Origin of the sequence: Sphingopyxis sp. QXT-31 (genome assembly GCF_001984035.1) — a bacterium.
GTDB lineage: Bacteria > Pseudomonadota > Alphaproteobacteria > Sphingomonadales > Sphingomonadaceae > Sphingopyxis.
In genome coordinates, this window is record NZ_CP019449.1 from 1904366 (window position 1) to 1923840 (window position 19475).

Sequence of the window (19475 nt, forward strand, 5' to 3'; positions counted from 1 at the left end):
GCCTCTATGCGGGGAGCGCGCCGCAAACCCAAGCGCTTAATCGGGCAGCCATTCCGAAGCGAGCAAGCCGCCGTCGCCGAACAGCGCCTGCATCGGATCGGGGCCCGCCACCGCCGCGCGCAACCTGTCGGCGAGCGGATCGTCAATGGGGTGCGCCCCGCCGCGCAGGAAGGCGATCCACGCCTCGACCGCGGCCTCGATCGACGGACAGCGCTTCCCGCGCCGCTGGTGCCAGGCGAGCGTTTTGAGCCAGCGCTGCGGGATTTTCTGGCTGCCGTCCATCGCGATCTGGATCAGCCGGTGGTGCAACGCCGGATTGGCGAAACGTTCGAGCAAGGCATCGGCATAAGCGGACAGGTCCTGCCCCGGCGCAGCGTCGATCGTCGGCGCGGCCTCGTCGCGCATCAGCCGCTCGATCACCGGACGGATTTCGGGATCGGCGATGGCTTGATGCACGAACTCGTGCCCCTTCCCCAGCCCGATATAGGCTAGCGCCGAATGCGCGCCGTTGAGCATTCGCAGCTTCGCAGTCTCATAGGGCGCGACGTCGGTCACCAGCTCGGCGCCGACCGCCTCCCAGCGCGGGCGCGAGCCGGCGAAATCATCCTCGATCACCCATTGGCTGAAGCCCTCGGCAACCACCGCGCCCTCGTCGCGCACGCCGAGTTCGCCCTCGATCGCCGCGCGGTCGGCGTCGGTCGTCGCAGGCACGATGCGGTCGATCATCGTCGCGGGGCAGCGGCATTGGGCGTCAAACCAGCCGGCGAGCCCACCATGCTCGGCCGCCAGATAATCGCGCATCAGCCGGCGCAGCACCGCGCCATTGTTCGCCAGATTGTCGCAGCTGAGCAAAGTCAGCCCGGGTAACCCGGCCGCGTGCCGCGCCGCCAGCGCCGCGCCGACGAAGCGATAGAGGCTCGAAGACCCCTTCGCCGCGGCAAGATCGAGCGACCCGTCGGCGGCGCGCAGATAGCCCTTCTCGGTCACCGTGAAGCTGACGATCTGCGTCGCCGGCGCCGCGATGGCGTCGACCACCGCCTGCGGCTCTTCGGACGCGACGAGCACCTGCTGTACCGCGCCGATCACCCGCAAACTGCTGCCCGCCGCGCTGCGCGTCGCGACGGTGTAGAGACCGCCCTGCGGGCCCAACTGCGCCGCAACATCGCCCGAACGCAGCGACACGCCGACGATACCCCAGTCGCGCTCGCCCGCGCCCATCGCATCGTCGGTATAGACCGCCTGATGCGCACGGTGGAAGGCGCCGATGCCGATATGCACGATGCCCACGACCTGCGCAGAGCGGTCATAGGCCGGGCGCCCGACCGATGCGGGCAGAACGGTCTCGGGCGACAGTCTCACAGTCTGTACGCGGCCTTGGCAAGATGGTAGCTGAGGTCGGTCGCGAGTTCGGCCGCCTCCCATTCTTCCATCCGGTGCTCGGCGACGAGCTGCGCGAGGAAACCGCAGTCGATGCGCCGCGCGACGTCGTGCCGCGCGGGGATCGACAGGAAGGCGCGCGTGTCGTCGTTGAAACCGACGGTGTTGTAGAAGCCCGCAGTCTCGGTGACCTGGCTCCGGAACCGCCGCATGCCCTCGGGGCTGTCGTGGAACCACCAGGCGGGGCCGAGCTTCAGCGCCGGATAATGGCCCGCGAGCGGCGCGAGTTCGCGCGCGTAGCTCGTCTCGTCGAGCGTGAAGAGGATGATCGTCATCCCCTCTTCATTACCATATTTGCCGAGCAGCGGGCGCAGCGCATGGACATAGTCGGTGCTCGTCGGGATATCGGCGCCCTTGTCGCGGCCATAATGATCAAAGAGCCACGGGTTGTGGTTCCGGAACGCGCCGGGGTGGATCTGCATCACCAGCCCGTCGTCGAGGCTCAACCCCGCCATCACCGTCAGCATATGCGCGCGGAACAGCTCAGCATCGGCGGCGCTGACGGTATCGCCGGTGACGCGCGCGAACAGCGCTTCGGCCTCGGCGTCCGACAGGTCGGCGGTCGCCGCGGTCGGGTGGCCATGGTCGGTCGAGGTCGCGCCCATGCTCGCGAAAAAGGCGCGGCGGTTGCGGTGCGCGGCGAGATAGCCGTCATAGGAGAACGCATCTTCGCCCGAAAGCTCCGAAAAGCGCTTCAAATTGTCGCGAAAACCCTCGAACTCGGGATCGACCACCGGATCGGGGCGATAGGCGGTGATCACCCGCCCGCCCCATTCGCCGCTTTCATTGGCGGCGCGGATCACCGCATGATGCTCGAGCGTATCGATCGGGCTCTCGGTCGTCGCGATCACCTCGATCCGGTAGCGGTCGAACAACGCGCGCGGCCGGAAAGCGTCGGTGCTGAGCTTTTCGGTGATCAGGTCATAGTATAGATCCGACGTCGCCTCTTCGAATTGCACATCGATCCCGAACGCCTCGGCGAACACCCAATCCATCCACATCCGCGACGGCGTGCCGCGGAACAGATGGTAATGCTGCGCGAACAGCCGCCAGTTCTCGCGCGGGTCGGCATCGGGGTTGCGAATGCCAAGGGCATCGAGCGACACCCCCTGCGAATAGAGCATGCGGAACACATAATGGTCGGCGTGCAGCAGCAACTCGGCGGCATTGCCGAACGGCGCATTGCCAGCGAACCAGCTGGGGTCGGTGTGCCCGTGCGGGCTGATGATCGGAAGCGCCGCAACCTCGGCATGGAGCCGCCGCGCGATATCGCGCTGGCCCGGGTCCGACGGAAAGAGGCGATCGGGGTTCAGGGCCAGCGGACGGATCATGCGGGGCTTGCTTCGCTTTCGACGGTGACGGGCGCAAGACGCGGGCTGAGCAGGTGGATCGCCAGCACCGCGAGGAAATAAACGGTCGTGCAGGCCGCGAAAATGAGCGTGTAATTGCCATTCGTCGCATCGAGCACGAGCCCCGTCGACTTGGCCATGATCATGCCGCCGACGCCGCCGGCGAAGCCACCGAGACCGATTACCGAACCGACCGCGCGCTTGGGGAACATGTCGGGCGGGATCGAGAGGATCGTCGACGAAAAGGCCTGGTGCCCCGCGAGCGCGATGCCGATCAGCACCACCGCGAGCCACATATTCTCGAGCCCGGTGACGAACAGCAAGGGCAGGACGCAGCAGCCGGCGCCGAGCATCGTGACCTTGCGCGCGAAATTGACGCTATGGCCCTGCTGGATCAGCTTCGACGATACCCAGCCGCCAAGGATGCTGCCGACGTCCGAGAGCAGGTACATGATGATCATCGGCAGCAGCACGACCTTCAGGTCGACATCATAGGTGGCGATGAAATAGCTGGGCAGCCAGAAGAGCATCAGGAACCACACCGGATCGGTCAGGAACTTGCCGATCGCATAGGCCCACGCCTCGCGCTTGGTGACGATCGCGCTCCAGCCGAGACGCTCGATCTGTTCGGGCGGATCATGTTCGATCCACGCGAGCTCGGCCTCGCTGACCTTCCCGCTCTCGCGCGGGTTGCTGTACAGCCAGAGCCAGAGCAGCAGTAGGACGACGCCAAAAGCGCCCGTGTAGATGAAGGTCTGGCGCCAGTCGAAGCCCATCCAGACCATGAACAGCCAGATCGTCGGCGCGGTCAGGATCACCCCGATCGTCGTCGCGCTGTTGACCCAGCCGATGGCGTAGGAGCGTTCCTTTTGCGGGAACCATTCGCTCGACGCGCGCACGACCGACGGGAAATGCCCCGCCTCGCCGACACCCAGGACGACCCGCGCCGCCATAAAGGAGGCTACCGACGAGGCGAAACCATGCGCGACATGGCCGACGGTCCAGATGCTGATCGCGATGGCATAGCCTACCTTCGGCCCGAAGCGGTCGATCAGCCAGCCCATGACCAGGAAACCGAGCGCGTAGGCGGCCTGGAAGGCGGTGACGATGTTGCCATAGTCGTTCTCGCTCCACCCGAATTCGCCGGTGAGATCGGTCTTGAGCAGGCCGAGCATGGTGCGGTCGATGTAATTGACCGTGGTCGCGGCGAAGAGCAGCGCGACGATCAGCCAGCGATACCGTCCCGCCCGGGGCACCGGCGACGCCGCACCTCCGTCCGCGATTGCCTGTGCCATGTATCTCTCCCGTTTTGGCCTGATTAGCCTGTAATTGTACAGCTGACGCGGATTTTTCCGTCGAACAGCGCCTCGGCACTCTGGCCGGGGCGAATTTCGTGAACCCCGGTGATCGCGCCCGCCGAAACCCAGGTCCCGGGCGCGATCGCGATACCCCGCGCACGCAACACGCGGGTCAGGAACAGCGCCGACCCGAAGGGGCCGTCGAGCATCGCCTCCATCGTCGCCGCGCCGATCCGTTCGCCGTCGATACGGAACTCGACCGGCATCGCGATCAGGTCGGCGTCGCGCCAGCCGGCGATCGGTGGGCCGAGCACCAGCCCCTTGTTGTTGCCATAATCCGACGCGGTGACCGCAGGACCGTGCTGGTTGATGCCCGGAAAGGGCGAACTCGCGATCTCTATCCCGGTGCGCACCTCGGCGATTGCATCGCGGATCGAGACGATGTCATAGTCGCGCGTGTCGACGTCGCCGAAGCGCAGCAGCACCTCGGCCTCGGCGGCGGCGAAACCGGCGCCATAGACGGGCATCGCGGGCACGTCGCCATCGGCGGCGTCGATGATCTCGTCGGTGAAGATCGGGCCGGCGATGCGGTTGCCGCCATAGCGTGCGACGAGGTCGTCGGCGATGCGCCCGACCTTCCAGCCGCCGATCGATCGCCCGTCGAGCGCGATCGCGCTGTCCTGGATCGCATAGGCCTCGTCCAGCGCCTGCGGCATCGCGCCGGGATAGTCGGTAAGCGGTGTCTTTGCAGACCGTGCCGCCAGAAACGCCTTGGCTATGGCTTGTTGTTCGCTCGTTGCCAGCATCTTTGTCATTTCCCTCATCCGGAAATTCCTGTAAGAGACACCGGTGTCAAAAGCAAGCGAATAGCCATCAGCGCGGTTGATTTTGTTACAGCGGGCGCGCAGTAGGAAACAGGCGTGCCGGACCAACCGGGCACGCACAGGAAAAGTGAAACACGCATGGCGCCACGCACCCGGGAAAAGAGCGGCAAGCAACCGACGATCAACGACGTCGCGGCGCTGGCCGGTGTGTCGAAAAAAACGGTCAGCCGGGTCATCAACCGCTCCGAATTCATTACCGACAAGACGCGCCAGGCGGTCGAGCAGGCGATCAAGATGCTCGGCTTCGTTCCCAACCCCCAGGCGCGCGCGTTGGCATTTCGCCGCAACTTCCTGATCGCGCTGCTCCACGACAATCCCAACGCGCAGACGGTGCTCAATTTCCAGCAGGGCGTGCTCGACGCGATCAAGGACAGCGACCTCGCGCTGCTCGTCCGTCCGGTCGATCGCGGCTCGGACCGGCTGCTCGACGATGTGCGCACCTTCCTCGAAAAGCAGCGGCCGATCGGCGCGCTGCTGCTGCCGCCAATTTCGGAGAATGACGAGCTCGCCGCGCTCTGCGAGGAACTTGGTGTGCGCTACGTCCGCGTCGGTTCGGCGCCGCTCGACGACGTCCGCCACTGCGTCTCGTCGAACGACCGCGAAGTCGTCGCCGAAGCGGTCAGCAAGCTCGTCGAACTCGGCCATCGCCGCATCGGTTTCGTGCGCGGCCCGGTCGGCTTCCGTTCGGCCGCCGAGCGCGAAAAGGGCTTCCATGAGGCGTTGGCGACCGCCGGGCTGGCGCTGCCCGACGAACTCTTCGCGCCCGGCAATTATCGTTACACCGCGGGGGTCGACGCGGGCGAGGCGCTGCTTTCGCTCGCCAAGCCGCCGACCGCGATCTTCTGTTCGAACGACGAAATGGCCGCGGGCGTGATGAGCGTCGCGCATGGCAAGGGCATCGCAGTGCCGACCGAACTCTCGATCATCGGCTTCGACGACAGCCCGACCGCGACGCACATCTGGCCCGCGCTCAGCACGGTGCGCTGGCCGATCCGCGAGATGGGCGTGCACGCCGCGCGCGCGCTGGTGCCCGACTTCCTCGACATCAACACGCGCGCCACCGACGAGGAGTCGCACGTGCTGCCCTCCACCTTCGTCGAACGCCAGTCGGTCGCAGCCGCCAAGCCATGAGCGAAACGGCGGCCCTCGCCGAGGCCATGACACCGGTGACGGCGCTGCGCATCCATCCCGCGGACAATGTCGCGACCTGCCTCGCCGACATCGCGGCGGGCGAATATATCGACGTGGAAGGCCGTGGCGCCCGCCTGATCGAGGCCGTCGCGCGCGGCCATAAATTCGCCCTCGCCCCGATCGCGCGCGGCGAGCGCGTGATCAAATATGGCTTCGAGATCGGCCGCGCGACCGCCGACATCGCGGTCGGCGCGCACGTCCACAGCCACAATCTCGCGACCGCGCTCAGCGGCGGAGGCGACTATCGCTACACGGAGTATGAGGCGGTCGATACCGCGCCCGCCCCCGCCCCGCGCAGCTTCGCGGGCTATCGCCGCGCCGACGGCCGCGTCGGCACGCGCAACGAGATCTGGATCCTGCCGACCGTCGGCTGCGTCGGCAATCTCGCCGCGCGCGTCGCGCGGATCGCGGGCGAGCGCCACGCCGGACGCATCGACGGCGTCCATGCCTTCAAGCACCCCTTCGGCTGCTCGCAGCTCGGCGACGACCTCGGCCACACACGCGGGCTGCTCGCCGCGCTCGCGCAGCACCCCAACGCCGGGGGCGTGCTGATCGTCGGGCTCGGCTGCGAAAGCAACCAGCTCGCGCCGCTGCTCGAAACCATCGCGCCCGAACGCCGCAGCCATATCCGCACGGTGTCGGCGCAGGCGGTCGAGGACGATGTCGAGGCCTGCCTGGCGCTCGTCGACGAGCTGGTCGAGGCTTGCGCCGGGATCGAACGCACGCCGGTGCCGCTCTCCGAACTGACGCTGGGCGTCAAATGCGGCGGCTCGGACGGCCTCTCGGGGCTCACCGCCAATCCGCTCGTCGGGCGCATGGCCGATGCGGTCGCCGCGGCGGGCGGCAAGGCGATCCTCACCGAAATCCCCGAGATTTTCGGCGCCGAGCAGATGCTGATGGACCGCGCCGTGTCGCGCGCAGTGTTCGACGAGACGGTCCGGCTGGTGAACGACTTCAAGCAATATTTTATCCGCAACGGCGAACCCGTCAGCGAAAACCCCTCCCCCGGCAACATCGCCGGCGGCATCACCACGCTCGAGGAAAAGTCGCTCGGCGCGGTGCAAAAGGGCGGCCAGGCGCCGCTCGTCGACGTCCAGCGCTACGGAGGCGAGGCGGCGCTGCCCGGCCTCACCCTGCTCGAGGCGCCGGGCAATGACGCGGTGTCGTCGACCGCGCTGACCGCCGCGGGCGCAACGGTGATCCTGTTCACCACCGGCCGCGGAACCCCGCTCGGCTTTCCCGCACCCACGCTGAAGATCGCGTCGAACAGCGGGCTCGCTTCGCGCAAGTCGGGGTGGATCGACTTCGACGCGGGCCAAGTGCTGAACGAAGGCTTCGACGCCGCGTCGGCCGCGCTGCTCGACCTGATCGCCGCGACCGCTTCGGGCGCCGAAACGCGCGCCGAGGCGAATGAGGAACGCGAGATCGCGATCTGGAAGTCGGGCGTGACGCTTTAGGGCAAAGCCTCGAACCGGAAGTCGCGGAAGCGCGCCTCGCCCTCCCCCGCCGAATAGAGCCCCGGCCGCAGCATCAGGAAACCGCCGCGCACATTATGGTGATATCCCGACACCTCCATGCCGCGGTCGAAGCGATGCCAGGTCTTCCCGCCGTCGCCGCTGGTGTCGTAGGAGATGATATGCCGGTCGTTGGTCACGCGCATGCGCATCCGCTGCCCGTGCGGATTGGTCGGCCGAGCGCGCTCGATGCCATATTGGTGGGTGACGAAGCGCTCGCCGTCGAAGCCGAGCCCGCAATAAAGCCTGTCGTCGTAGAAGAGGATCAGCCCCGCGGTGCCGCCCGGTGCGATCTCGATATCGCATTCGAAGCGGTACGCTTGGTCGCCCGCAATCAGCAGCAAGGGCGAGGAATCCGACGGCGCCTTGCCGCGCGCCTTCAGCACCAGCGCCCCGCCCTCGACGCGCGCGCGCGCCGTCTCGTCGGGTGCGGGCTTGAAGAAATTCCATTTGGCGCCGAGCGCCAGCGTCCCGAAATCGTCGGATAGCGCCATGCCGTGCGGCCCGGCTACCGTGCCGCCCTTCGGCTTGGCGATTGGCAACGACAGATCGCCGCCCTTCATCCGGAACCAGCCATCGGCGGTCCATTCGATCGGGTCGAGCAAGGCCTGCCGCCCCAGCGTCCAATAGCCATTCTCATAGCCGTGATAGACGCTCCACCAGTCGCCCGCCGGGCCTTCGACCAAGGTCGCATGGCCGCGCGACCACCATTTTTCGCCCGCCGACTTGGTGTGGACGAGCGGGTTCGAGGGGCAATTTTCCCACGGCCCGTGGATCGATTTCGAGCGCGCCGCGATCACCATATGCCCCGTCGGCGGCCCCGCGGTGCCGCCGACCGCGGTGATCATGTAATAATAGTCGCCATGGCGCGTGATCTTCGGCCCCTCGGGCGCGAAACCCTCGACCACCCAGTCCGCCGGATAGCGCCAGGGGTCATAGACATGCTCGGGCTCGCCGATCCGCGACAGCCCGTCGTCGGACAGCCGCACGCGGTCGCCGCCCGACAGGAACAGCCAGCGCGACCCGTCCTCGCCCACCGCATGACCCGGGTCGATATGATTGGGCAGCTTCAGATCGACGGGGTCGCTCCACGGCCCCTCGATCTTGTCGGCCCAGATCACCCAGCTGGTGTTCGGCGCTTTCGTGGGAATGTAGAGGAAATAGCGCCCGTCATGCTTGCAAAGCTCGGGCGCCCAGACCGAGCCGATATTGCGGTGCAGCGCCGGCCCGATCGGGCGCCAGTTCACCAGGTCGCGCGAATGCCAGATGACCAGGCCCGGATAGCTCTCGAAGGTCGAGAAGGTCATGTAATAATCGGCGCCGTCCTTCAGGATCGACGGATCGGGATGGTCGCCCGCCATGATCGGGTTGAGGAAGCGCGCGTCGCCAAGGTCGGGGACGCGCTGCCCGTCGAAACCCCGCGCCCAGGGCGGTGCGGCTTTCGCGGGCGCGGGCGCCGCAGCCAGCGCAGCGGGTGTCGAGAACCCCGACAGCCCCGCCCCTAGCACCCCCGTTCCCGCCAGTTTCAGCAGCGCACGCCGATCCGTCACTTGTCTCTCCTCCAAAAGAAAGGCCCGGCCCCCGCAAGCGCAGGCCGGGCCTCACCGGGACTAGCTCGTCATATCAGATCTTGACGCGCGCACCGAACAGGATGGTGCGGCCGAAATGGTTGTTCTCGTAATTGCGCCGCGTGGCGGCATCGGTGAAGCGATAGCGATATTCGTCGGTCAGGTTGATGCCCTCGACCGAAATGTCGATATTCTCGGTGATCGAATAACGCAGCGACGCATCGACGTTGATCGTCGAGCCATAGCCTTCGAAGATATTGCCCGTCGCGCTGCTCGCATCGTTATAGGCGCTGCGATAGCTCATCGACACGCGTGCGCTGAACTTGCTGTCTTCATAATAGAGCGTTCCGTTGAGCGCCTTTTTCGACAGGTTGTACAGGCTGCTGCTTTGCACCAGTCCGGGGTTCGGCCCGCCCGGCACCACCGCCGGCCCGGCGACGTTGTAATCGGCGCTCGAGTCGACATAGGTGAAGTTGGCGATGCCGCCGAAGTTCGACAGGAAGCCCGGCAGGAATTTGAACGGCGCCTCCACCGAGACTTCGATGCCCTTCAGCTTCGCACCCTCGCCATTGCCGATCGACGTGATCGTCCACAGCTGGCCCTCGGGGTTGATCGAACCCGGGCTGCTCGGCGGGATCACCGACAGCGGCAGGCCGGTCGACGCAAAGGTTCCGCTCGTCGTCGTGGCGACCGGGAAGCTTGCGATATCCTTCTTGAACAGCGCGACCGAGAAGATCGACTGCGGCGCGAAATACCATTCGAAAGCAAGGTCGTACGACGTCGCGCGGAACGGATCGAGGAACGGATTGCCATAGTTGATGCGATAGTTAAACCCGTCGACCGAGCCGCCCGGGGTCAGATTGCCCAGCGTCGGCCGCGTCACGACATCGGCAACCGCGGCACGGATAATAAAGTCGTCGTGCGGGAAAAGCGCGAGATTCATCGAGGGCAGCCAGTCCTCATATTTGCGTCCGACCGTCACCGCGGTGCCGCTGTTGAGGCCCGCCGACGTCTGATCGGTGTGGACATAGCGGACGCCGGCGTTGAGCGCATAACGCAGCCCGACGAGCTCGCCCTTGGCGTCGAACTGCAGATAGCCGCCCTTCACCTCTTCGCGCACCGCGCGGTTGTTGCCCGCGTCGAGTGCGGGGGTACGGCCGTAAAGATTGGTGAAGGCCGTCGTCGCGTCCAGGTTGGCGACCAGCCATTCGGTCGTCGTGCCCGCGGGCTGGCCCGCCCGGCCGAGCGTGAACATTTCCGCCAGCGCCGGGGTGACCGGGAAGCCATAGACCGCGTTCGGACCGAAGGCCGAGCTCGGCGAGCAGGCGAGCGTGCCGAGCACGCGGTCGACGCCGCCGTTGCCGCACACCACCGTGTCGCGGGTGAAGGCGATGCTGCTGAAATCGAAGCGGCGATAGACCCCGCCCGCCTTGACCGTGAAGCCATCGGTCACGTCCCATTCGGTGCGCAGCTGCGCGGTGCGGAACTTGTTCACCACCTCCGACGGACGGTCGCGGATTTCGGCGAGCTGGAAGTTCGCGGGGTCGGTGACGCTGGTGCCGAAGGTCAGCACCGGCCGCGCCATGTCGCTATAGTCGTAGCGATAATCCTGCGCATCGCGGTCGTCGAACACGATCGTCGTTTCGAGCGGGATCGACGCGGTCGACTTCGACATGCCGCCCAGCAGGGTGAAGCGGAAGCTGTCGCTGACGTCCTGGTCCCAGGTCGCGCCGAACTGATAGAATTCGGTCTTCGCCTTGCGCAGATAATGTTCGGTGCGCACCCAGGCGTCGTCGAGCGTCGCCCAGATCAGGTTGTTGTCGCCGTCGATTTCATAATCGCTGACGTTGATAGACCGCTCGTTGCTGCGCAGCAGCACTTCGGCCCAGCGCTCGCGGCGCTGGTGCTTGAAGCTCGAATAGAGCCCGTCGAGCGAGATCTTGGTCGCGTCGGTCGGCGCGAACTGGATCGACCCGGTGATACCCAGCCTTTTCTTGTCGTGCGCGATTTCGCCGTAGCGCGGGATGCGCGGGTGGAAGGCGAGCGCGACCTCGTTGCACGCGGCGCTCGGGACATAGGTGCCGCCCGAATTGGCGGTGGTCCAGCAGGGCGTGCCGTCGACCGAGTCGAAGCGCGCCTGCGCCCAGCGCACGCTGTTGTTGCCGAGTTCGAGCGTCTTCTGGTCCGAATAGGCGGCCGACACCGCGAAGCCGAGGGTACCGGCGTCGTTCACCCAGCTGAGCAGGCCGGCGACGCGCGGGCCGACTTTTTCGGACAGGTCGTTATAGCTGCCCTGCGCCGACAGCGCGGCGGTGAAGCCGCTCTTGCCCGCGAGCGGGTTGCCGGTGTTGAGGTCGACCACGGCGCCGAGCGAGCCTTCGTCGAGCGACGCTTCGGCGGTCTTGTGGACGACGATCGAGCTGAACAGTTCGGAGGCGAAGACGTTGAAGTCGAAGGCGCGGTCGCGGTTCGCCGAAGCGCCGTCGGTCGAGGTCGCGACCGTTTCCATGCCGTTGACGCGCACGCGGGTGAATTGCGAGCCCAGGCCGCGCACGGTGATCGCGCGCCCTTCGCCGCCGTCGCGCTGGATCGTGATGCCGGGGATGCGCTGCAGCGATTCGGCGAGATTCTGGTCGGGGAATTTGGCGATGTCCTCGGCGACGATCGCGTCGACCGACGAGACCGATTCGCGCTTGACGTCGAGCGCCTTGTCGAGCGAGGCGCGGAAGCCGGTGACGACGATTTCGTCCTCGGCGGCGACCTCGTCGGCCGGCGCCGCGGCGTCGGCCGCGTCCTGCGCCCGGGCCGGCGACACCGCCAGCACCGCGAGCGAAACCCCGCACGCCAATCTCGCCAGATTGCGGACGCCCTGCATTGCGTGAATAGCCATCAATTTCCTCCCTTTGACCAGCGCCATTCGGGGTTCATTGCCGCAAATGACACCGGTTACTTTGCTTGACAAACAAAGACGCTGCGCCTGTTTGCCGAATGATTTTCGAGAGGGGTGCAATGCCGCCGCATGTCTGCGCCGGGCCATCCATTGACCTCTCCCCGTCGATATTTTCTCGTTGACCGGTTGGGGTAACCGGTGTCAGGAAGATTGAAGGATATGGGCAGAGCTGTCAATACCCCAATGAAAAGGAGAGACGGATGCTGAAAAAGCTGTGGCTTGCGGCGCTTTTGATCGCCCCGGGCCTGCCCATGGGCGGCGCGCTCGCCGCCGAGTCGGCCCCCCTCGCCTTCCCCGGCGCGGTCGGTCCCGCGGCGCATACCGTCGGCGGCCGCGGCGGCAAGATCCTGCGCGTGACGACGCTCGCGCCCGACGGTCCGGGGTCGCTCAAGGCGGCAATCGAGACCCCCGGCCCGCGCATTATCGTGTTCGAGGTCGGCGGCGTGATCGACATGGGCCGCCAGGGGCTGGAGATCAAACATCCCTTCCTGACCATCGCCGGCCAGACCGCCCCCGGCCCCGGCATCACGCTGATCCGCACCGGCATCGACGTGAAGACGCACGACGTCGTGATTCGGCACCTCCGCATCTTCACCGGGGTCGACGGCCAGCCCAAGCGCAGCGGGTGGGAGGCCGATACCTTCTCGACCGTCGCGGCGCACAATGTCATCGTCGACCATTGCACGCTGATGTGGGGCATCGACGAGAATATGTCGGCATCGGGGCCGCGCTTCACCGGCAAGAGCGTCGAGGATTGGCGCGCAGGAACCAGCCGCAACATCACCTTCTCGAACAACCTCGCCGCCGAGGGACTCGCCGATGCAAGCCATCCCAAGGGCGAACACAGCAAAGGATCGCTGATCCACGACAATGCGACGGGCATCGTCTTCTACCGCAACCTGTGGGCCCACAATGTCGAGCGCAACCCGCTGATCAAGGGCGGCGGCCAGGCGCTGATGATCAACAACCTGATCTACAATCCGCAGCACCGCGCGGTGCACTACAACCTCATGGCGCTCGAATGGGTCGGCCATGACTATGTCACCGGCCAGATCACCGCGGTCGGCAATGTCATGCGCGGCGGCAACGACACCGACGCGCGGCTGCCCTTCCTGATGCTCGGCGGCGACGGCGACCTCGAATATTATGGCAAGGACAATCTGGCGGTCGACCGCCACGGCGAGGCGCTGCCCGAATTCGGCCGTTACGGCGAGACGCGCGCGCAGTTGATCCGCGCCAAGGCGCCGCTTGCGCCGCTGGGCGGGTACAAGATCCTGCCGGTGCGCGATGTCGAAACCTCGGTGCTCGCAACCGCGGGCGCTCGGCCCTGGGCGCGCGACGCCGAGGAAATCCGCGTGCTTTTCTTCGTCGCCGAAGGGCGCGGCGAGGTGATCGACGACGAGAAAGAAGTCAGCGGATACCCCGCGGTCCAGCCAGCGGTGCGCGCCCCCTTCGTCGAGGCCGAATGGGACCTCGCGACGATGGAGCCCAAGTCGGGCCTCTATCCCGGCCAGACCGCGCCGGTGCCGCAAGAAGCGCTGTCCCCGCGCGACCGCGCGTCGCGGTCCGCCCAATGACGATGCTCCTCGCCGCACTGCTCGCCGTGGGCGCCCCCGCGATGCTCGTCATCGACGAAGCCTCCACGGTGCGCGAGGAAGCCCCGCCGCACGGCGCGATCGGGATGTCGACCGCATACCGGATCAGCGACGCCGTCCCCGCCCCGCGCAGCTTCGAATTCCGCAAGCGCGCGCTGCATGTGGGCGCGGCGATCGGTATCCACCCGATCGACCATGACGAGATTTACTACGTCCTGTCGGGCACCGGCGTCGTCCATTCGGACGGCGACGAAAAAGCGCTGAAACCGGGCAGCGCCGCCTGGCTCTACAAGGGCGCGAAGGTCGGCATCCGCCAGACCGGCGACGCGCCGCTGGTGCTGATCATCGCCTATCCGAACAAGCCGGTGGAATGACGGGATGACACTCGACCGCCGCGCCCTGCTCGCCGCCGGCCTCACGCTCCCGCTCGCAGGTGCAGCCGCGGCGCAAGCGAAAACGCCTTGGACGCGCCCCGCCGGCATCGCACCCGACGCCAGCATCCCTCTCTGGCCCGAAGGCCATCCGACCGTCCCGCCCGGCCTCGCCGAGAGCATCGTCCAGCGCAGCGACGACCCGCAGGCCAGCGACCGCGTGCTGCAGGGCATCACCCGCCCGCGCCTCGACATCTTTCGACCGGCCAAGCCCAATGGCGCTGCGGTGATCCTCGCCCCCGGCGGCGGCTACCGTTACGTCGTGATCGACAAGGAAGGTTACGAACTCGCGCGCTGGCTCAAGGACCGCGGCGTCACAGCCTATATCCTCTTCTACCGCCTGCCCGGCGACGGCTGGGCCGACCGTTCGAACGTCCCGCTCGCCGATGCGCAGCGCGCGGTGCGCTTGGTGCGCAGCCGCGCCAGCCTCGACGGCATCGACCCCGCGCGCGTCGCTTTCGGGGGCTTTTCGGCGGGCGGCCATGTCGCGACGAGCCTGCTGACGCGCTTCGATGCGCAGGTCTATGCGCCCGTTGACGCCGCCGACACGCTCTCGCCGCGCCCCGACGTCCTCGCCGCCATCTATCCGGTGGTGTCGATGGACCCGGCCATCGCGCACGCGGTCAGCCGCGAGAAATTGCTCGGCCCGGCCCCCGACGCCGCCAGCGAAGCGCTCCACTCGCCCGAACGGCAGGTGCGCGTGGACATGCCGCCACTGTTCCTGCTCCACGCCGAAGACGATGAGTCGGTCAAGGTCGAGAACAGCCTCCGCCTCCACGACGCCGCGCGCAAAATCGGCGCCCCCTGCGAAGCCCATTATTTCGCCGAGGGCGGCCACGGCTTCGGACTGATGAAGACCGCCGGGCTGCCCGTCGCGATCTGGCCCGAACTGCTCTGGAACTGGCTGGCGGCGCGGAAAATCGTCTGATCTCCATTTCCGTCATCCCGGCGAAGGCCGGGATCTCGCCCTCGCATCCTGTTCCACCGTCGAGATCCCGGCCTTCGCCGGGATGACGCATGGGAGTTGGGATCTGCTTCAGCTGCCAGGCTGGATATAGGGCACCCGCGCAAACAGCTCGCGTTCCCACGCGCGCGGATTGTCCTCGACGCGCGCATAGGCGTCGAAGATCATCGTCCGCCGCTTTTTGAGGTCATAGGGTGCCCAGCCCGGATCGCCCGTCTTTGCGAAGCGCGCGAAGGCCGCCATCATCGCCGCGCTCAACTGATGCTTGCACGTCGACTGATCGGGCCCGGTGCCGAACACCAGCGCGATATCGTCGGCATGCTTCGCGTCCATATAGTCGAGCTGGTAGACATAGGCCGGTGCCCCGGCGCGCGCGCGCGCCTCGGCTTCCTCGACCTGCCCGCGCCAGCTGCGCGCGGCGGTGACGATGCGGTGGAACAGTTCGAGCGGCTGCGCGCCCGGATAGCGCGCGCGAAACTGCGCGACGACCCAGACGGGATCGATATCGACGCGCATCTCGGGACCGATGCGGACGGCGAGATTGTCGGAAGTGAGCCCGCCCAGCTGCTTGCCGTCGGCGGCGTAGAAGGCGCGCGTCTCCATCACCGTATTGCCGAGCATCATCGGGATGCCCAGCGACTGCGGCGCAGGATCTGGCCAGAAGGGGTGACGCGTCAGATTTTTCATGTCGAGCACCGGCCCCATATAGACATTGCCGCCGATGATCGGGTCGGTCGCCGACAGCGCCGCGACGAGCTCACCGACCGGCGCGGTCGCGGGATCGACGCCCTTGCCAAGCTTGTCGAGGAATACCGCGGCGCGCTTCGCCGCGTTGAGCGGGCCCGAGGCGGTGACCTGCTGCCCGCTCATCGTGATCGCCTTGTGGAACAGCCCCGCCGCCGCGGGCATCGCCATCAGCGTCGCGATCTTCGCGCCGCCGCCCGACTGGCCGAAGACCGTGACATTGCCGGGATTGCCGCCGAAGGCCGCGATATTTCGCTGCACCCATTTGAGGGCGAGGATCAGGTCGAGCTGCCCGGCATTGCCGCTGTCGGGGAAACGCTCGGGCAGATAGAGATAGCCGAGCGCGTTGAGCCGGTGGTTCACCGTGACCACCACGACATCGCCGCGCCACGCCAGAAACGCGCCGTCGTTGAGCGGATCGGTGACGCTCCCCGACGAATAGGCGCCGCCGTGGAAATAGACCATCACCGCGCGCGGCTTCTTCGCGGCGGCGGTCGGGGTCCAGACGTTGAGGAACAGGCAGTCCTCGGACTGCGGCTGGTAGCGGTCGCCGGCTTGTGGACAGGCGGGGCCGAATTGCTCGGCAAAGGGCTGTTCGGCGCTGAGCACGGCGACCGGCGCCCGAAACCTTTCGGCTCGTGCATAGCGAATACCCGAATAGGCGGACGCCATGATCATATTGTTTCCGGACGCGCCGTGGCTTCGATAGACGCCGTCGGTTGCGGTCACGGTCGAGACGACCGCCTGCGCCCATGATGGCGCGGCATAAGCCGTCATGACCAATCCCGCCGCCCCTCCGAGCAGCCTGCGACGACCAAACGGCTCAGCGCCGGACATCGAGCCCTCCCCCATGAAACGCGTCGATATCCGCTTGGCTAAAGCGGCTCGCGTCGCCGGGCAAGCTGTGTTTGAGGCAGGTGAGCGCGAGGCCGCTGGCGGCCATCGCGCGCGCATCCCCGCCGCCGAGATGCGCGTGGAGCACCCCCGCGGCAAAGGCGTCGCCCGCGCCGATGCGGTCGACGATGCCGGTGACGTCGACCTCGTCGGTCTGGTGCGCACTCGTCCGCAGGTCGACCCGCGCCGCGATGCGGTGATGGTCGGCCGATACGGTGTGCCGCGCGGTCGAGGCGATCAGCTTGAGGCCGGGGAAAGCCGCGAAGCCCGCCTCGGCGGCTTCGCGGCGCCGGTCCTCGCCCTCGCCGCTGAACTCCTGGCCCAGCACCAGCGACAGGTCGCGGTGGTTGCCGAAGAGGATGTCGGTCAGCCCGATCAGTTCGGATAGGACCGCGCGCGGATCGCTGTCCCACGCCTCCCACAGCATTGCGCGATAATTGCCGTCGAAACTGACCGGCACGCCCAGCTGTTTCGCCGCGCGCGCCGCCGCCAGCGCGACCTCGGCCGAACGCGGCCCGAGCGCGGGGGTGATGCCCGACAGGTGGAGCAGCTTTGCGCCGCTCAGCAGCGCATCGAAATCATAATCCTCCGGCCCGGTCGCCGCAAAGCTCGACCCCGCGCGGTCGTAGACGATCTCGGACGCGCGCAGCCCCGCGCCGACGCTCAGGAAATAGAGCCCCATCCGTCCCGCATGCGACGTGACGGCGGTGCAATCGACGCCCGCGCCGCGCACCGCCGCCACTGCTCCGCGACCCAGAGCGTTGGGAGGAGCTTTGCTGACCATCGCGCAATCATGGCCGAGATGCGCGAGCCCGATCGCAACATTCGCCTCGGCGCCGCCGACGTGGAGCGCGAGCGACGGCGACTGCATCAGCAGCTCGTTCCCCGGCGCGGTCAGGCGGATCAGCAATTCGCCGAAAAAGACCAGTCTGCCTTGCGCCATCCCCAACTCCGTTGGCCCTGAGCTTGTCGAAGGGCTGTTTCTTCTTCAACGCCGCAAAAAGGAAGAACGGTGCTTCGACAAGCTCAGCACGAACGGCCTTTGGGCCTTCTGTTATCGCGCAAGCCAGCCGCCGTCGACCGCCAGGATATGGCCCTGCACATAGTCCGATGCCGAGGAAGCGAGAAACACCGCCGCCCCGCCGATATCCTTGGGATCGCCCCAGCGGCCCGCCGGGATGCGCTCCATGATCTGGCGGTTGCGCGTCTCGTCCGCCTGGAGCGCGGCGGTGTTGTTCGTCGCGATATAGCCGGGAGCGATGGCGTTGACCTGCACGCCTTTCGCCGCCCATTCGTTGGCGAGCAATTTGGTCAGCCCGCCGACCCCCGATTTCGACGCGGTATAGCTCGGCACGCGGATGCCGCCCTGAAAGGTCAGCATCGAGGCGATGTTGACGATCTTGCCGCTGCCGCGCGCGATCATGTGGCGGCCGACCGCCTGGCAGAGAAAGAAGAGCGTCTTGAGATTGGTGTCCATCACCGCGTCCCAGTCGGCCTCGGTAAAGTCGACCGCATCGGCGCGGCGGATGATGCCGGCATTGTTGACGAGGATGTCGATGCGGCCGAACTCGGCGAGCACCGCATCGACCAGCGGCTGCACCGCGCCGACGCTCGAAAGGTCTGCGGCGAAATTCTCGCCGCGCCGGCCCAGCCCGCGCACCTTGCCGACGGTCTCGTCGGCGGGCGAGCGGCCCGCGGCGGCGATGTCGGCCCCCGCCTCGGCGAGCGCGAGCGCGATGCCCTGCCCGATACCGGTGTTGGCGCCGGTGACCAGCGCCACCTTGCCCGAAAGGTCGAACGGCCCCGCCATTACGACAGCTGACAGATGTCAAGGACGTTCATGTCGGTATAATCCTGGTTCTCGCCCGCCATCGCCCAGATGAACGCGTAGGATTTCGTGCCCGCGCCCATATGGATCGACCAGGGCGGCGAGATCACCGCTTCCTCATTCTGCATCACGATGTGGCGCGTCGCTTCGCCCTCGCCCATGAAATGCATCACGCGGTCGCTATCGACATTGTCGAGCTCGAAATAGAAATAAATCTCGCTGCGGCGCTCGTGGATGTGCGGCGGCATGGTGTTCCAGACGCTGCCTTCCTTGAGCACCGTCAGGCCCATGACGAGCTGCGCGCTGTCGCACACGCCCGGAATGACCAGCTGATAGATGCTGCGCTCGTTCGATTCGGCCAGGCTGCCGCGGTCGAGCTTGTTGGCGTCGGCGATGCCGAGCTTGCGCGTCGTGAACGCCTTATGCGCCGGGCACGACGCCAGATAGTAACGCGCGCCCTCGCCCGCGAACGAAATGTCGGTCGCGCCCATCGTCACATAGAGGCAATCCTTTTTGCCGAGCGTGAAGCTCTCGCCGTCGACGGTGACGGTGCCTTCGACCGAAGAGACGTTGACGATCGCCATCTCGCGGCGCTCGAGAAACGGATGCCCCGCCGCCGAGGGCGGCTCGGTCTGCGCGGGCAGCTTGACCGGCGCCGCGCCCACCGCGACCCCGCCGATCACGAAGCGATCGGCGTGCGTGTAGTTGAGCACGCACTCGCCCTCACTGAACAGGTTTTGGATCAGGTAGCGGTCGCGCAGTTCGGCGTTCGATACCTCCTCCATCATCACCGGATGGGTGGCGTAATAGGTCTTGGAAAACATCGGG

15 protein-coding genes are annotated in these 19475 nt (G+C 66.8%); 5 read left to right on the forward strand and 10 right to left on the reverse strand.

Annotation, left to right across the window (positions count from 1 at the left end):
• Positions 1-36: 36 nt before the first annotated feature.
• The 4 genes from BWQ93_RS09215 to BWQ93_RS09230 are packed head-to-tail and all read right to left on the reverse strand — an operon-like array spanning position 37 to position 4899.
• On the reverse strand, positions 37-1359 hold the full coding sequence (locus BWQ93_RS09215) for a mannitol dehydrogenase family protein (protein WP_077030288.1): 1323 nt from the start codon (positions 1357-1359) through the stop codon (positions 37-39).
• On the reverse strand, positions 1356-2768 hold the full coding sequence (gene uxaC / locus BWQ93_RS09220) for a glucuronate isomerase (RefSeq protein WP_077030289.1): 1413 nt from the start codon (positions 2766-2768) through the stop codon (positions 1356-1358). Before uxaC ends, BWQ93_RS09215 begins: the two co-directional genes overlap by 4 nt.
• Complete coding sequence (locus tag BWQ93_RS09225; protein WP_077030290.1) at positions 2765-4081, reverse strand: MFS transporter; 1317 nt, start codon at positions 4079-4081, stop codon at positions 2765-2767. Before BWQ93_RS09225 ends, uxaC begins: the two co-directional genes overlap by 4 nt.
• Positions 4082-4104: 23 nt before the next feature.
• Entirely contained in the window at positions 4105-4899 is a 795-nt protein-coding gene (locus BWQ93_RS09230) for a 2-keto-4-pentenoate hydratase (protein ID WP_335694881.1), read from the reverse strand.
• A gap of 147 nt (positions 4900-5046) precedes the next feature.
• Here BWQ93_RS09230 and BWQ93_RS09235 point away from each other — a divergent pair, with 147 nt between their 5' ends.
• Entirely contained in the window at positions 5047-6099 is a 1053-nt protein-coding gene (locus tag BWQ93_RS09235) for a LacI family DNA-binding transcriptional regulator (RefSeq protein ID WP_077030291.1), read from the forward strand.
• Positions 6096-7616 carry a UxaA family hydrolase gene (locus tag BWQ93_RS09240; RefSeq protein WP_083720775.1) on the forward strand — a complete coding sequence of 507 codons (1521 nt, stop codon included), beginning with the start codon at positions 6096-6098 and terminating at the stop codon, positions 7614-7616. Before BWQ93_RS09235 ends, BWQ93_RS09240 begins: the two co-directional genes overlap by 4 nt.
• Here BWQ93_RS09240 and BWQ93_RS09245 read toward each other — a convergent pair.
• Together BWQ93_RS09245 and BWQ93_RS09250 are read right to left on the reverse strand one after the other, a co-directional pair.
• A complete protein-coding gene (locus BWQ93_RS09245) occupies positions 7613-9223 on the reverse strand; it encodes a family 43 glycosylhydrolase (RefSeq protein ID WP_077030292.1) in 1611 nt (536 codons plus the stop codon). The genes BWQ93_RS09240 and BWQ93_RS09245 overlap by 4 nt on opposite strands.
• Before the next feature lie 73 nt (positions 9224-9296).
• Positions 9297-12131 (reverse strand): TonB-dependent receptor, encoded by a 2835-nt coding sequence (locus BWQ93_RS09250; RefSeq protein ID WP_077030293.1) that lies wholly within the window; start codon positions 12129-12131, stop codon positions 9297-9299.
• Positions 12132-12442: 311 nt separating this feature from the next.
• Between BWQ93_RS09250 and BWQ93_RS09255 the strand changes: the two genes are divergently transcribed.
• The 3 genes from BWQ93_RS09255 to BWQ93_RS09265 are packed head-to-tail and all read left to right on the forward strand — an operon-like array spanning position 12443 to position 15145.
• Positions 12443-13768, forward strand: a complete 1326-nt coding sequence (locus BWQ93_RS09255) for a pectate lyase family protein (protein ID WP_077032296.1) — start codon at positions 12443-12445, stop codon at positions 13766-13768.
• Positions 13765-14160, forward strand: a complete 396-nt coding sequence (locus BWQ93_RS09260; RefSeq protein ID WP_077030294.1) for a cupin domain-containing protein — start codon at positions 13765-13767, stop codon at positions 14158-14160. Before BWQ93_RS09255 ends, BWQ93_RS09260 begins: the two co-directional genes overlap by 4 nt.
• Before the next feature lie 4 nt (positions 14161-14164).
• Positions 14165-15145 (forward strand): alpha/beta hydrolase, encoded by a 981-nt coding sequence (locus BWQ93_RS09265; RefSeq protein WP_077030295.1) that lies wholly within the window; start codon positions 14165-14167, stop codon positions 15143-15145.
• Positions 15146-15253: 108 nt separating this feature from the next.
• Here the strand turns inward: BWQ93_RS09265 and BWQ93_RS09270 are convergent, their stop codons facing one another.
• The 4 genes from BWQ93_RS09270 to kduI all read right to left on the reverse strand — a co-directional run bounded on the left by BWQ93_RS09270 (position 15254) and on the right by kduI (position 19471).
• On the reverse strand, positions 15254-16762 hold the full coding sequence (locus BWQ93_RS09270) for a carboxylesterase/lipase family protein (protein ID WP_077032297.1): 1509 nt from the start codon (positions 16760-16762) through the stop codon (positions 15254-15256).
• Positions 16749-17762: a sugar kinase gene (locus tag BWQ93_RS09275; RefSeq protein WP_077030296.1), complete on the reverse strand. Its 1014-nt coding sequence runs from the start codon at positions 17760-17762 to the stop codon at positions 16749-16751. Before BWQ93_RS09275 ends, BWQ93_RS09270 begins: the two co-directional genes overlap by 14 nt.
• A gap of 111 nt (positions 17763-17873) precedes the next feature.
• Complete coding sequence (gene kduD / locus BWQ93_RS09280) at positions 17874-18629, reverse strand: 2-dehydro-3-deoxy-D-gluconate 5-dehydrogenase KduD (protein WP_077030297.1); 756 nt, start codon at positions 18627-18629, stop codon at positions 17874-17876.
• On the reverse strand, positions 18629-19471 hold the full coding sequence (kduI, locus tag BWQ93_RS09285; RefSeq protein WP_077030298.1) for a 5-dehydro-4-deoxy-D-glucuronate isomerase: 843 nt from the start codon (positions 19469-19471) through the stop codon (positions 18629-18631). Before kduI ends, kduD begins: the two co-directional genes overlap by 1 nt.
• Positions 19472-19475 lie beyond the last annotated feature (4 nt).

What these genes read in the sequence shown, in the direction of transcription:
- BWQ93_RS09275 (WP_077030296.1), bottom strand. Translation starts at nt 17,762, where the DNA reads ATGGCGCAAGGCAGACTGGTCTTTTTCGGCGAATTGCTGATCCGCCTG.
- BWQ93_RS09230 (WP_335694881.1), bottom strand. Translation starts at nt 4,899, where the DNA reads ATGACAAAGATGCTGGCAACGAGCGAACAACAAGCCATAGCCAAGGCG.
- BWQ93_RS09240 (WP_083720775.1), top strand. Translation starts at nt 6,096, where the DNA reads ATGAGCGAAACGGCGGCCCTCGCCGAGGCCATGACACCGGTGACGGCG.
- BWQ93_RS09265 (WP_077030295.1), top strand. Translation starts at nt 14,165, where the DNA reads ATGACACTCGACCGCCGCGCCCTGCTCGCCGCCGGCCTCACGCTCCCG.
- kduD (WP_077030297.1), bottom strand. Translation starts at nt 18,629, where the DNA reads ATGGCGGGGCCGTTCGACCTTTCGGGCAAGGTGGCGCTGGTCACCGGC.
- BWQ93_RS09260 (WP_077030294.1), top strand. Translation starts at nt 13,765, where the DNA reads ATGACGATGCTCCTCGCCGCACTGCTCGCCGTGGGCGCCCCCGCGATG.
- uxaC (WP_077030289.1), bottom strand. Translation starts at nt 2,768, where the DNA reads ATGATCCGTCCGCTGGCCCTGAACCCCGATCGCCTCTTTCCGTCGGAC.
- BWQ93_RS09255 (WP_077032296.1), top strand. Translation starts at nt 12,443, where the DNA reads ATGGGCGGCGCGCTCGCCGCCGAGTCGGCCCCCCTCGCCTTCCCCGGC.
- kduI (WP_077030298.1), bottom strand. Translation starts at nt 19,471, where the DNA reads ATGTTTTCCAAGACCTATTACGCCACCCATCCGGTGATGATGGAGGAG.
- BWQ93_RS09225 (WP_077030290.1), bottom strand. Translation starts at nt 4,081, where the DNA reads ATGGCACAGGCAATCGCGGACGGAGGTGCGGCGTCGCCGGTGCCCCGG.
- BWQ93_RS09250 (WP_077030293.1), bottom strand. Translation starts at nt 12,131, where the DNA reads ATGGCTATTCACGCAATGCAGGGCGTCCGCAATCTGGCGAGATTGGCG.
- BWQ93_RS09270 (WP_077032297.1), bottom strand. Translation starts at nt 16,762, where the DNA reads ATGTCCGGCGCTGAGCCGTTTGGTCGTCGCAGGCTGCTCGGAGGGGCG.
- BWQ93_RS09235 (WP_077030291.1), top strand. Translation starts at nt 5,047, where the DNA reads ATGGCGCCACGCACCCGGGAAAAGAGCGGCAAGCAACCGACGATCAAC.